The 12,563-nt window shown below is 53.6% G+C and carries 12 protein-coding genes; 2 read left to right on the top strand and 10 right to left on the bottom strand.

Annotated features, from left to right (window positions below; all coding sequences use genetic code 11):
- Positions 1–71: 71 nt before the first annotated feature.
- The 4 genes from BLQ82_RS26610 to BLQ82_RS26595 all read right to left on the bottom strand — a co-directional run bounded on the left by BLQ82_RS26610 (position 72) and on the right by BLQ82_RS26595 (position 3,457).
- On the bottom strand, positions 72–428 hold the full coding sequence (locus BLQ82_RS26610; protein WP_062525772.1) for a nucleotide excision repair endonuclease: 357 nt from the start codon (positions 426–428) through the stop codon (positions 72–74).
- 270 nt (positions 429–698) lie between these two features.
- Positions 699–1,682: an NAD-dependent epimerase/dehydratase family protein gene (locus BLQ82_RS26605; protein WP_143013562.1), complete on the bottom strand. Its 984-nt coding sequence runs from the start codon at positions 1,680–1,682 to the stop codon at positions 699–701.
- 236 nt (positions 1,683–1,918) lie between these two features.
- Complete coding sequence (locus tag BLQ82_RS26600; RefSeq protein ID WP_062525776.1) at positions 1,919–2,467, bottom strand: TetR/AcrR family transcriptional regulator; 549 nt, start codon at positions 2,465–2,467, stop codon at positions 1,919–1,921.
- A gap of 249 nt (positions 2,468–2,716) precedes the next feature.
- The gene (locus BLQ82_RS26595; protein WP_062525778.1) at positions 2,717–3,457 is read right to left on the bottom strand and encodes a Bax inhibitor-1/YccA family protein; all 741 of its coding nucleotides are present in this window, start codon (positions 3,455–3,457) and stop codon (positions 2,717–2,719) included.
- Positions 3,458–3,580: 123 nt separating this feature from the next.
- Here BLQ82_RS26595 and BLQ82_RS26590 point away from each other — a divergent pair, with 123 nt between their 5' ends.
- Positions 3,581–3,904 (top strand): putative quinol monooxygenase, encoded by a 324-nt coding sequence (locus BLQ82_RS26590; RefSeq protein ID WP_062525779.1) that lies wholly within the window; start codon positions 3,581–3,583, stop codon positions 3,902–3,904.
- Positions 3,905–4,010: 106 nt separating this feature from the next.
- On the opposite strand, the gene BLQ82_RS26585 is transcribed toward BLQ82_RS26590, so the two are convergent.
- The 6 genes from BLQ82_RS26585 to BLQ82_RS26560 form a co-directional block, all read right to left on the bottom strand.
- Positions 4,011–4,847 carry an EcsC family protein gene (locus BLQ82_RS26585; protein WP_062525781.1) on the bottom strand — a complete coding sequence of 279 codons (837 nt, stop codon included), beginning with the start codon at positions 4,845–4,847 and terminating at the stop codon, positions 4,011–4,013.
- 483 nt (positions 4,848–5,330) lie between these two features.
- Positions 5,331–5,612, bottom strand: a complete 282-nt coding sequence (locus tag BLQ82_RS26580) for a hypothetical protein (RefSeq protein WP_062525783.1) — start codon at positions 5,610–5,612, stop codon at positions 5,331–5,333.
- Between the two features lie 285 nt (positions 5,613–5,897).
- Positions 5,898–7,319, bottom strand: a complete 1,422-nt coding sequence (locus tag BLQ82_RS26575) for a hypothetical protein (protein ID WP_062525785.1) — start codon at positions 7,317–7,319, stop codon at positions 5,898–5,900.
- Between the two features lie 81 nt (positions 7,320–7,400).
- A complete protein-coding gene (locus BLQ82_RS26570; protein ID WP_062525787.1) occupies positions 7,401–8,108 on the bottom strand; it encodes a DUF6033 family protein in 708 nt (235 codons plus the stop codon).
- A 196-nt stretch (positions 8,109–8,304) separates the two neighbouring features.
- On the bottom strand, positions 8,305–10,296 hold the full coding sequence (locus BLQ82_RS26565; protein ID WP_062525789.1) for an FAD-binding protein: 1,992 nt from the start codon (positions 10,294–10,296) through the stop codon (positions 8,305–8,307).
- Between the two features lie 105 nt (positions 10,297–10,401).
- Entirely contained in the window at positions 10,402–11,223 is an 822-nt protein-coding gene (locus BLQ82_RS26560; RefSeq protein ID WP_062525791.1) for a MerR family transcriptional regulator, read from the bottom strand.
- A gap of 159 nt (positions 11,224–11,382) precedes the next feature.
- Here BLQ82_RS26560 and BLQ82_RS26555 point away from each other — a divergent pair, with 159 nt between their 5' ends.
- Complete coding sequence (locus BLQ82_RS26555; protein ID WP_062525794.1) at positions 11,383–12,480, top strand: UvrB/UvrC motif-containing protein; 1,098 nt, start codon at positions 11,383–11,385, stop codon at positions 12,478–12,480.
- Positions 12,481–12,563: the final 83 nt, after the last annotated feature.

The raw sequence follows: 12,563 nt of genomic DNA, 5'->3' as shown, positions 1-12,563 counted from the left end.
AAGAAATCATAATTTCCTAAACAACAAAAAAAGCGCAACCCCCCGGGATCGCGCTTCCAGCTATTTCTGACTTATTTGTACAAGACCTTCTCCACATTGTATTTGGCTCTAAGCTTATTCACAATGTATGTTTCATAGATTTCCCTGTCGACGGCATCATCGATGATGCAAACTTCAATCTTGGCCACCTCGTCACGGTGCGGCTTCATCACCGAAACATTATCTTCAAAATGCTTTTTGATCCGCGGTCTCAGCTTTCTGGCTTTGCCCACGAACAGCAGCTCATCCTTGTCGTTATAGAACATGAAGATGCCGCCCTTTTCCCGGGTAATCAGATGGAAATCCGTGAATCCGTAGATATGGCTAAGTACAGGATTCTCCTGCTTCATAATGGTAACATCCGGTGTTGGAATCGTAATGCTGATCATTGTAGTTCACTTCCCTCTTGTATATAGACATAAATAGTATCATAGTTCCAGAACCCTGACTACACAGATACACCGGCGGATTAAGCAGCAAGTTGCTTCTGACAAGGCCGGCCCGGCTGTTATTGGATCAGCAGCTTAGCGGGATCAGCAGCTCAGCGGAATCATCGGACGCTACTGGGACTCACTGCTATTTATGCCATGCCGAAAGTCATGGCTTCTTCCGGAGAATCCTACAAGCGGGACTGCGCCGCGGAGCTATGACATTGGTGTTCACAAAGCCTTGGCCTGCCGGCTCTGGATCGCACGGATTGTCTCCCTAATGCCCTCTTCAAATGATGTCGCCGGGATTGGGCCGACCAAACGCTCATATTTGCGGCCGCTTAAGCGCAGCGGTTCCTTCGTCAGATAGAGCATCTCCACAATCTCTTTCATGACCGGTACAAACAGGCCCAGCAGCGATAAACCCACAGTCCCCACCGGGATGACCGGTTTGGACTTCCCGCTTGCAACCCGGGCAATGCGGACGATCTCCTTACCCGAGATCGTGCCTGCTCCGGGAATGTTCCAGTTCTGCCCGTAGGCCTCTTCCCGGAGGGCAAGCTCGACGATCATCACCGCTGCATCCGGCAGATACACATATTCACGCGGCACCGTCATATTCCCGACGAACATTCCCGGTTTGCCGGCAGCAATGGCTTCAAGCGTAGAACCCAGATATGAGGCTTCGTTGGCAGCAGCGCCATAGTAATCGGGCAGGCGGACAATCATCCGCTCCGTCCGGCTCCAACGCGGGCTGAAGAACATCCGCTCGAACTCCAGCTTGACTTTGCCTTTTTTCGTATGCGGGTTCTTGGGGAATTCCTCGCTGATCGGCTGCTCATCCTTTCTTCGTCCATAGGGATAAATTCCATCAATCGCAATTACACGGGTACCGAGTCTGTTCGCCGCTTCCATCACGGCTTCGCCCATGGGGAGCAGCTTAGTGCTCATTTCGTGGTACGGGACCGACGCACAGTGAAAAATAACATCTGCCCCTTGCGCAGCTTGGCAGACATCCTCCGCCTTGAACACATCCCCTGTCTTAAGGCTAAGCCCAGCCGGATTGCCCAATTTCTCAGCGAACTGCTCCAGTTTAGGTAAAGTTCTTCCAAACGCCACCGTGCTCACGCCTCTCTTCAGCAGTTCCGCAATAATAACCGTTCCAGTTCCTCCGGTTGCGCCTAATACAACAGCCTTCTTTACATTGTTGTTCATCATTAGTATTCCTCCTGATTGGTTTTGTATTATTAGTGATTAATCAATAACCTAAATTCAAAAAAATTATAACCTCCGTTGTGTCTACATGAACATTTCACATATGCTTACTATTCATGCGCTTGTCATTCATACGCTTTCTATTTCCACAGTGATTGATCAGTCACTACTTAAAAACTGTGAAGCAGCTAAGAGGATAACCCTTAGGTGAGCGGCTGGTTATTTTGCCATCCGGCTCACTTCAGATGCTTCGGCTTCAGCTCTGGCATCTCCAGCGCCATTGCAATGTGGCAGAGCATGCCGTTGGCCATGAATGTACTGACCTCCACCTCGGGATTGGCGATCCCGGCAGCGGTAAACTTATTTTCCATCAACTGTGTCACCCTGTTCATTCCGGCCTGCATCGAACTGCGGATCGCTTCATCGCGAATGCCCAAGGCCTGCACCTGCAGAATGATTTCACTGGGATGGGTCTCCATCATTTGCTCATACACCCGGATCGATTCCTCCAGCAGTGTATCTCCGGACGCCTCAACGTCTGTGAATGTGCGGATTGTCCGTTCAAACGCCCGGTCCAGCGCCGCTACAAACAATTCCTCCTTGTTCTTGAACAGCTTGAAAATGTACGGCTGGGAGATCCCTACCTTTTCTGCCACCTGTGCGGTTGTCGCCTTGAAATAGCCATGCTCGGCAAATACAACTACTGCGGCTTCCAGGATCTGTTCCCGGCGGTTTACTGAGGTAGCTTCTTCCTTCGCCCGTACTTCTCCCGATACTTTGGTCATGTCGGCCTCCTGTGGTTATTCAGTAATAGGTTTATAAAAATGTTTGGTTATTGGTCAATCACTATCTTGTTTTGAAGTATACACTGACTTTCTCCGGAATACAAGTTTTATTTGAATTTTTTTACGGTTCCCCTTAAAGAGTAAGAATGCGGCACGAGTAAAAAAACAGCTGCGCCGTCCTTGACTTCAGGACGCCGTCAGCTGTTTTTTGGGAGATCCGGCCAGATTGCCGTTTCCCCGCTTATGTCTTTAATTTCGGCTCCGCAGCTTGGACAGCAGTCTGAGGATCTCCACATAGAGCCACACCAGCGTGACCATGAGGCCGAAGGCCCCATACCATTCCATGTATTTTGGAGCTCCCTGCTGCGCCCCGTGCTCAATAAAATCAAAATCAAGCACCAAATTGAGCGCGGCAACGATGACAATAATAACCGAAATGCCGATTCCGATCAGGCTGTTGCTATGCAAGTAAGGCACGGTTACACCGAACAACCCCAGCACAAAGCTCAGCAGATATACGATGGCGATTCCGGCAGTGGCGGCAAATACGCCTAGCTTGAATTTTTCCGTGGCTCTGATTATTCTTGTCTTGTAGGCAAGCAGTAGAGCAACAAAGATGCCCAGGGTCAATAATGCAGCCTGCAAAGTGATACCATAGTACAAGCCTTCATATGACGCTGAGATTGCTCCAAGAAACAGCCCTTCCGCCAGCGCATAGACCGGTACCAGATAAGGTGCAGCGGCCGGCTTAAAGCTGATAATCAATGCCAACACGAAGCCGGTCAGCGCCCCGCCGATAGCGTAAGCAGATACATCCTGTCCGTTAAAATACATCGACCAGGCGCTGAAGGCACCTGCCAGCAGAATGGTCAGGGTAATAAAGGTTTTGTTGACCGTTCCGTTAATGCTCATACGCTCCTGTCCGGAGTACCGTTCTTCGCGTTCAAACGTTTTTTCATTTAACGCGGGATTCCCGCTGCGTCCGATCAAAAGATCATCTCATTTCATCTTATTTTGTGTCTATAATAGCATATTGCGGCATGAAAACATTGCGGTGATCCGCAAATGCTGATATAACCAACCTAGCTAAAAAATCTGAGGAGGGGTCTTAATTTGAGCAAATTCGGAATGTATGCCAAGTTCACATCTAAACCGGGAGACCGCGAGGCGTTGGCGGCGATTCTGCTCGAAGCTGCCGCTGCAGCTGAGACGGTAAATGAATGTGAGCTGTACATCGTCAATCTTTCAGAGAGTGAGCCGGATGTCCTCTGGGTCACTGAAGTATGGAGTAATGCTGAAGCACATGCGGCTTCACTGAAAGACGAGGCGACCCGGGCCACCATCCAGCGGGCCATGCCGTTGATTGCAGGTGTCGAACCCATCCCGCTTGTTCCGGTGGGAGGCAAGGGGCTGGTGTTTGGAGCTAAGGACGCTTAGGGTTTCAGCGAGAAAGATAAGGATGGTTTGTGGCGTGAAAAATCCTTGCATTTTGAAAAAGGCAATAATGCAGCTCTCTTATAGAGTGTATTATTGCCTTTTTTCTTCATTTCATTTCCGCTATTCTGGCGATAATCCGTCTTTTGCGGTAGAGCATCCGGGCCGCCTCGGCGACATCCTCCAGCGCCTTGCGGTTGGTGTAGGCACCGAAGAACATCCCCGCTACCGGGATGGCCTGCAGCATCTTTTTCCAGCCCCAATTGTCGCGGTACACCGTGATGACCTCCTTCCAGCCCTGAATCTTGGAGACAGCCTCATTCGTTCCTGGCGTAATATCCCCGGTCCCCCCGGCCTGCAGGTTGAGCTCCTTCAGAATAGTCCGCTTGCCGACAATATCCGAAGAAGCGAACTGCATGACCTTGACGGTAAAGATCCGCTCCGCTTTATCCGCAGGATTGTAGCCATAGCAGAGGCCAATCTCCTGAATGACTTTCAGAGACAAGCCCAGAACCGCAGGGATATCCGCCGCCAGCGTGAACACCCCGCCGAACCCCGTTGTCGCTCCCTGCGCGGTGGCAACATTCCTGCTGCTCTGCGTTAGCTGCTCTGCAGCCTTATCCATTACGGACAGGGGAAAAGGGCCCTCCCCGCTTCCTCCAGCCGCGCGGCTTGCGGTCTGCATGAGCGACCCAACCTTGCGTCCGGCCACCAGATAGTTGCCTCCATTCTGGATATAGCTCCCCAGCTCGTCCAGCAGCTTGCCCAGCTTCTCATGAATAAATTTCGGTGTAAGCTTGTCGAGCACCTTGAATGGCAGACGGGTGAGATGGTCCCAGATCATCAGCTTGTTCTGTTCTTTTTCCCACTTCGTGATTTCGGCAAGCGCAGCATTCAGCTCCTCCGCAGTCTCCAGACGGGAGAAGGCCCCGGCAGTTTCCGTCATATTTAAGCCCCCTTAAAGATACTTGTTTGTTTAGATAGTACGTTTATTGCAGGTTATCGGTTCTGTTAATTTTATAACCCGTTTGGGGGTGTTTGAATGATTGGGGAAAAATCCTTCAGACCTTATTGCTTAGTGCCGGCGGCAAGCCCTGATGGGATCAAGTGGAAAAGGTCAGTAAATTAGGCTGAGCACCTTGTACTCCGCAGACCTAAGTGGAATAAGGGCAGCTAATTCTCTTGAGCAGCCGGTTCTTCTTAGATTAAGTGGAAAAAGGTACACTAACTCAGCTCATTTCACCCCCAATGAGGGAGTGTGGCCCCATTAAGTTTCCTTTTTCCACCTAAACCTCACAATTATTGATTTTGGGGTAAAATAAGATCCCTTTTTCCAACTAGCGCTTGCCCGCCGCCTGGAGAGCATATAACTCTATATATTTAAAAAAGCATTTCCGGATCAAACCGGAAATGCCGGAACTTCGATTTTCTATTGCTCAGTGTTGCTATTTGCTGATTCTGCGAGGCCCAGCCGCTGTTTCTCCTCGGCCAGCCTGTCTTCGGTGAGATCCACACCACGGCCCCCGACCGAGCCCTCCGGAGCATGGCTGACTGCCTCCTCCGCGTGCTGCAGACTGTTCTCCGCCTGCGTAAGAGTCTGATCGTTCGGGTGGCTAAGCGCCTGAGATACGGAGTTGTGCAGCCGGGTCACCGCATCCTGGGCCTGATCCACGGTACTGTTGGTCCGCAGACTGGATTCATAATGCTTCATCTTGTTAACCGCTCCCTTCAGGGTTACTGTCCAATCCTCTTTAGGATGGATAGCGGGAGCATATCTTATGCAGGGCCGGGCTAGGGCAAGGCAGAGCGGGGCAGACCAGACCAGGCGAGGCGGGGACGGGCGGCCCATTCAACGGCATGTGGCCGTTGCTGCAGGCTCCTCTGGCCTGCCAGGGCAGGCGGGCCCGGGTGGGCCAGGCGGGGTGCCCCTTCGTAGCGGGGTGGGCCCACGGAGCAGGGCCTGTAGGGCCAGGCCAGGCGGCGGCTTCTACGCCGCCTACACCAGGAACATGGCGACGATCGTAGTCGCCACAAGCCCAAGCAGGACCGGCTTCAGGTTGCGCCGGGCCAGCTCAAACGGGCTGACGCCGCAGATGGCAGCCGCCGGAATGAGCGCCCACGGAATCAGGGTGCCGCCGCCGACCCAGATGGCGGCCACCTGTCCCAGGGCGGTCAATGTCGCCGCGCCGGAGTGAATGGCGGCGGCGAACAGCTGGGCAATCGAGCCGGCCAGCGAGATGCCAGAGAAGCCGGAGCCGTCGAGGCCGGTGATCGCGCCGATCGCCGTCATCGTCACGGCTCCCACGGCCCCGTTAAGCGGCACGTGATCCGCCAGGGCCACGCCAAGGTCGTTCACGATGCCATGCGAGCCGTCCGGCAGCACCTTGCCGAAGAGCTCGGTGAACGCCGAGTCGCCGAGGTAGAAGAAGGCGGCGATGGGGATGACTGGCCCGAAGACCTTGAAGCCGAAGACAAAACCTTCAATAAGGTAGGAGGTGACCTTTTCCAGCCCCTGGTTACGGTGGGCAAGCAGCGTGACCGAGATCAGAATGAGCACGGCGGTGCCACCAACCAGTGCCGTAGCGTCTCTGCCTTGCAGATTCAGCGCGAACATCGCTGCCACATCAAGCAGAAAAAGCAGAGGTATGGCAATAGCAAGCCCTTGGCGGAGACGGGCAGCCAATAGAACAGGCGCTTCTTCCCGCCCTTCGGTTTCCGGTCCCCTTAGCTTGCCTGTGCTGCCTTGGACGGCAACCAGCCCGTCTCTCCAGGTGCCGTTCTGCTGGTCGCGGCGCATCATCCAGAATGCAGCGATTGTAGTCACAAGCCCCATTACAATAACCAGCGGGATGCTTGCTTCCATCACGCTGGCCACCGGAAGGCCTGCGGCATCTGCCGTGAGCTTCGGAGCCCCCTGGATAATATAATCTCCCGACAAGGCGATTCCATGGCCGAACAGGTTCATCGCTACTGCCGCCCCAAGTGCTGGCAGTCCTACCCGGAGAGCTACCGGCAGCAGAACTGCACCCACCAGCGCAACGGCAGGCGAAGGCCAGAAGAAAAAGGAGGTGACCATCATTATCAATCCAATGCCCCAGTATGCCATGGCCGGTGTACGTATGAACCGGGTAAGCGGGGCAACCATCGTCTCGTTAATACCTGTAATCATTAGAATCCGGCTCATAGCCACAATAATGGATATGATCATAATCGTTCCCAGCAGTTCCTTGGTCGCATAAACAAAAGAGTTGAAAATCCCTGACACCGAACCGCTGAGCGTCTCAGCAGCAAGCAACCCCAAGGCAAAAATCCCGGCCACACAGATCATCGTCGTATCGCGCCGCCGGATCATAAGCACCATAATGAACACAATAAAGGCCATATAAACCCAGTGTATCGCAGTAAGCTGAATGCCCATTATTGAACACGCCCTCTCTTCACCCTGCAGGTTGGTCCTATAGGGTATGCGGGAGAATAGGCGGTTGTTCATCTATGCATTTTACAGCAATTTGTTAGATCTTCTGGCCCGCATCAGTTGAATCTGGTGCAGCCTGTCATGAGCAGCTACTCCGTCTACCAGGTTCGCTGCAGAGTCTCCACCTTGAAGAGAAGTTTCCGTAGCCGAAAGGAGATTTCTAGATAAAATAGGGAGGGCTGCCTCCCAGGCATGCCGTCTCTCAGCAGCCGCCCCTGTTTCCTCTGCTTGTTCATTCCGGTTCTCCACATCCGAGTGCTTGCCTGTCTCTGTATCCTTCGGAGAGGCTGCGGCAGACCATAGGGTAACTGAACCGTCCTGATGCACAATCAGGCTGTGGCTTAGGCCCCTCCCGCCACTCAGCAGCTGCAATGGATTGTGGCTTGTCTGTTCTTGAGTAACGTATGGGTCAAGGGCTCCATACACTTTATTGCGCATGGCTGGGTCCTTGGCCATCTGCTGCAGAATGTTGGGCGCAATGATAATTTCCCGTTCGCCGCCGCTCAGCCCGGAATGCTCCAATTCTTTTCCACCCTTGGACACGGTCTGAATCCGCACTCTAACCCCATATTTCCGCTTTAGCCGCTCCGCCTGATCCAGTGTCGCCGCGTTGACCGCGGCCAAGGTTTCGTTAAAACTGAGCGCAGAGGCCGGGTTGGACGAATGGTTCTCTGGCTGCTGCGGCGGCCGGGTCAAAGAAACCCCGCTGATCCCTGTAATCGGAATATACACACAGCATCCCTCCTCTCTTCACTTAAATGCAAGTTATCCTTAATATCGGCCGGAACAGAACGATTTCTTAAGCTTCGGCGATGCAGACTGGCATGGGCAGGCCATACGGCTGTGAGGTCTTTTAAATATGGAAGCTCCCGTTTCCGCACCAAAAAAAAGGGAAGCCGGAGGCTCCCCTTAAAAGTACGGTTAATGTTTATTTTGCCAAAGCCCCTGCTGCAGCATCTTCCCCGCCCAGACGGCCCGAGGTGAAGGAGTAGCCTAGGCCCACGCCGTTGCCGACATAGGTATCATTGAACAATACGCCTTCGGATTCGAGGCCCACCGCATACAGGCCCTTGACCGGCACACGTTTGCCGTTCAGCACCTGGAACTGGGTATTGACCAGCAATCCCCCCACCGATCCCAGATTGTTGACTTCGGCGATGATCGCGTAGTATGGACCGCCCTGTCCCATAGGAACCAGGTATTCCTTAGCTTTGCCAAACTCGGTATCTACCCCGGTCTTCGTTGCTTCCTGGTATTGGTTGAAATCATGTGCAAACACTTCTGTGTCCAGACCGGCATTCTGGGCCAGCTCTTCAATGGTGCTGCCTTTGTAGCCATCGCCGTTGGCAACCATGGATTCGAATACCTTGTCCGCATCCTTCCACGGCGTATCCAGCTTGAACTGACCGGCAAATGTGGCGTAGAATTCCGGCGGCATTCCCGGCAGGGAAGGCGCTTTGACACCGTTCATTCCTTTAGCCTTCAGAGCATCGATCTGCGCCTGCGAAATAATGACCAGATGATACGCTCCGTTAAAAGCACTGGTATTGGCAGCTGCTACGGAGGTGAGCGTCGCCGCCTCGTCTCTGAATCTCGCTCCTGAAGGACCGACATTCATCAGGGTAGGCAGGTAGGAAAGCATCAGCGGATAGCTGGCTTCGAACGGCGTGTATTCAGCCTTCAGCTTCTCCGTGGCTCTGGCCAGGGTCTGATGCAGCATCTGCCCGCCGAAGTTATCAGGAACCTTGGCTCCGGCATCCCAGGCCATTTTCAGCCCTTCGCCGATATTCTGGCCGAGCCCCCCGTTAACACCTTCAAAGCCAAATGCCTCTTTGACCATTTCTTTGTTGCCTGCATAGCCGCCGGTTGCCATAATAATGCTTTTTCCGGTAATTTCAAGCGTCGTGCCGTCTGCTTTCTCGGCAACTACACCAGTCACCTCACCGTTTGCGCCCGTAATCAGCTTTTTGGCAGTCGTTTCGGTGATTACCTGTCCGCCGCCCTTCTCTACCGAAGCAGCCAGCATCGCCCGCAGTGTGGGTTGGCGCGTTTCGTAGGCCGGAAGCATGTGCAGCTGTTCTCCGGCAAAGTTGATGAAGGTGGTTTTGTAGCCTTTTTTGTTCAGCCAGTCATAGGTTTCCCCCGACTTCGTTACATACTGGCGGATCGCCGCCGCATCCACTCTCCAGTGGTTGTTCACAATCCAGTCGGAGATTTCCTTTTCTACACTCACTTTAAGCCCGCTGCTGACCGCAGCCGAGGAATTGTAGAACTTGCCCGCCCAGGACAGGTTGCTTGCTCCGCCAATGGTGGCTGTTTTCTCAATAATAATAACCTTGGCCCCTTTGTCCGCCGCCGATACGGCTGCTGAAACACCGGATGCCCCTGCGCCTACAACGACAACATCCGCCGACAGCTGCTCGGTTTTGCCTTCACCGGCTTTGGCTACCTTCCGGGACTTGAATGCTTCTACGTTGCCGCCCGCCTGCTTTAGTGCATCCTCAACAGCAGTCAGAATGGCCGCGCTGGATTCGGAGGCCCCGCTGACCGCATCAATCGCAAGCGTCTGGCCTGAGATGATCTCATCCTTGATCTTGTTGATCGCTTCAACGCCGATTCCGGCCGTCTCTTTCTGGTTGAGCACCTTGATGCCGGTGATTGTGGATTGGGCATCCAGGGTAACCTCCACCTGAATTTTTCCGTCTTTTCCATCGGCCTCCGCCTTATAGGTTCCTGCTTTAAAAGAAGCCGGCACCTCGTTGTCATCCCCCGCCTGCTGAGTCGCCTCGGGCGACGCCGACGGCTGCCCGGAGGCTGCCGGTTCAGCAGTATTATTGCCGCTGCAGCCGCTGATCAGCGACAGCAGCATGATGAGGCACACGGATAACATGAATATTTTGCTCTGTGCTTGCTTGCGCATTGGTTCTCCCCCTGTGTGTTTGGTAGGCGGCCCCTGTCTCTCTGGAAGGACCACCGGACTACGCACAGAGTGTAAACCTTGGTGCGGCACCAAGGTCAATGAATGTTATGTGAAATTATTCTCAAATGGGATGTCGATCTCCAGATAGGTTTGGTTGCCCTTGCTCATCCGTTCGGTGAATAGAATCTTGCCGCGGATATCTCCGGTGATGGCGAGGCCCTCTGCCTCGGCATAATCCAGCATGAATTGAAAGGACTCCCGGCCAAGATCCTCCTCATAGGAGCTGGCAATGACTGCGGTAATGCAGGTGGACGGGCCGATATACTCCATACTCTCATTCACGCCGACCTCCAGCTTCCGCTGATCCTCCTCCAGCAAGGCCAGCCCCCAGCTGTATTCCAGCTCCGCAGCTCCCGGGATATTCTCCGAATTTTCGATTCTGAAGGAATAGAAGGTAAAGGGAAGCAGCTCCATCCAAGCCTGGACCGTTTGTTTCAGGCACTCCTTTTGCAGCAATTGATTCTTGTCTGTCTGCTGGATGCGGTACATGCCCGGCACCTCCCTGATCCGGCAGGTATAAAAGGCTTCCCCGATCCGTCCAAGCTCCGCGTGGATCTCATTGATTTTGTCCAGCAGCATCACGCTGCGCCTAATCTCCTCCTCCAGCTGCTGCCGTGCGTCGGCAATGGACTGGATGACCTGCTCCGCAGGCGCATCGTTGATCAGCCCCGCTACATCCTGCAGCGGAATCTGCATACTCCGGTACCACCGGCTCGACAGCAAATTCCTCGCGTCCAAATCGCTGAAATAACGGTAATTATTGTGTTGATCCTTCATCGGGCGCACAATATCATGCTTCTCATACAGCCGCAGGGTATCCGCCGTCACACCCAGGATCGAGGCAAATTCTCCGATAGAATATTTCATATAAAGCCCCCCAGCTTCGTATCGCTCTATCTTATCCTGTATTTCATGATAGAGGGTTTTTGCGGGGGGCTTTGTGGGTTATGTCACACGGGCAGGACGAATCTCCGTTGATCGTTTATACTAAAAAATACAAGAATCTATGACTTGGAAGTGAACCTCATGAATTTGGCGGAGAAGGTGGCGGGCCTTCCTTTATCTCCCGGGGTCTACCTGATGAAGGACAGTCTGGGCCATATTATCTATGTCGGCAAGGCCAAGCAGCTGAAGAAACGGGTCCAGTCCTACTTTTACAATGCCAAGGGCCATTCCCCTAAAGTGAAGCAGCTGGTCAGAAACATCCGGGACCTCGATTATAAGCTGACCGATACGGAGTTTGAAGCCTTCATGCTGGAGTGCCAGCTGATTAAAGAAATCAAGCCCATGTATAATAAAAAAATGAAAAACCCGCTCGCCTACAGCTATATAGTTATCCGCACAGATACCGCCTACCGGCAGTTGGCGGTGACCTATGATTCCGCGGAGTATGGGGACAGCCTGTATTTCGGCCCTTATACCAGCAGAAGCACGGTTGAACGGGCGGTGCAGGGAATTAAGGAAAGCCAGAGAATCCTTTGCAGCACACCCCATGCCAGGAACGCGCTTTGTCTCAATCACTCCCTTGGTCTATGCCTCGGTATGTGCGGGGGCGGAGAGGCGCTGGAGCGGTACGAACAGATAATGCACAGCGTGGCCGGGCTGCTGAACGGGAATGATCTCCGTATTCTGGACGAGCTGCAGCAGCGGATGAATCTGGCAGCAGAGAATTTCGAGTTCGAAACCGCCGCCAAATACCGCGATTATTGCACAGCTGTCCGCTCCCTGCTGCAGAAGGAGAAGGTGATCGGCTTCACCGAGCAGAACAAAAATATCGTGGTGCTGGAGCCGATGCAGGAGCAGATGTTCAAGCTGATCCTGATCCGGGGCAGCGAGATTCTGGACCGTGCCAGGCTGGATGCCGGGCAGATGAGCGCAGAGCAGCTGTGCGGGGTCATACAGTCCGCCATCAAGAACAGCTTCAGCATGCCTCCGCACGGAGATCCGGGTGTAATCAGCCGCCATAAGCTGGATGAAGCCCAGATCATATACAGCTATCTGACGGGCAGCTCCGGAAGCTATTCTGTGATTCCCCAGGAATGGCTGGAGGCAGAGGACGGCGCGGCAGTTGCTGAAGCGGTCCGGGAGCTGCTGGAAGGCTATTCCGAAGTCGCGCCACGCTAAAGTGCAGAAAGGAAACCACAAGCACAAACCCGCCGGCGGCGCTTCAACAACGGTATTTTTGCCGTTGTTTCGGGGCAAACCCG

The organism is Paenibacillus jilunlii (genome assembly GCF_900102965.1).
GTDB classification, from domain to species: Bacteria; Bacillota; Bacilli; order Paenibacillales; family Paenibacillaceae; genus Paenibacillus_AQ; species Paenibacillus_AQ jilunlii.
This window is presented reverse-complemented; position numbering and strand designations above follow the sequence as displayed.

What these genes read in the sequence shown, in the direction of transcription:
- BLQ82_RS26610 (WP_062525772.1), bottom strand. Translation starts at nt 428, where the DNA reads ATGATCAGCATTACGATTCCAACACCGGATGTTACCATTATGAAGCAG.
- BLQ82_RS26605 (WP_143013562.1), bottom strand. Translation starts at nt 1,682, where the DNA reads ATGAACAACAATGTAAAGAAGGCTGTTGTATTAGGCGCAACCGGAGGA.
- BLQ82_RS26600 (WP_062525776.1), bottom strand. Translation starts at nt 2,467, where the DNA reads ATGACCAAAGTATCGGGAGAAGTACGGGCGAAGGAAGAAGCTACCTCA.
- BLQ82_RS26585 (WP_062525781.1), bottom strand. Translation starts at nt 4,847, where the DNA reads ATGACGGAAACTGCCGGGGCCTTCTCCCGTCTGGAGACTGCGGAGGAG.
- BLQ82_RS26580 (WP_062525783.1), bottom strand. Translation starts at nt 5,612, where the DNA reads ATGAAGCATTATGAATCCAGTCTGCGGACCAACAGTACCGTGGATCAG.
- BLQ82_RS26575 (WP_062525785.1), bottom strand. Translation starts at nt 7,319, where the DNA reads ATGGGCATTCAGCTTACTGCGATACACTGGGTTTATATGGCCTTTATT.
- BLQ82_RS26565 (WP_062525789.1), bottom strand. Translation starts at nt 10,296, where the DNA reads ATGCGCAAGCAAGCACAGAGCAAAATATTCATGTTATCCGTGTGCCTC.
- BLQ82_RS26560 (WP_062525791.1), bottom strand. Translation starts at nt 11,223, where the DNA reads ATGAAATATTCTATCGGAGAATTTGCCTCGATCCTGGGTGTGACGGCG.
- BLQ82_RS26555 (WP_062525794.1), top strand. Translation starts at nt 11,383, where the DNA reads ATGAATTTGGCGGAGAAGGTGGCGGGCCTTCCTTTATCTCCCGGGGTC.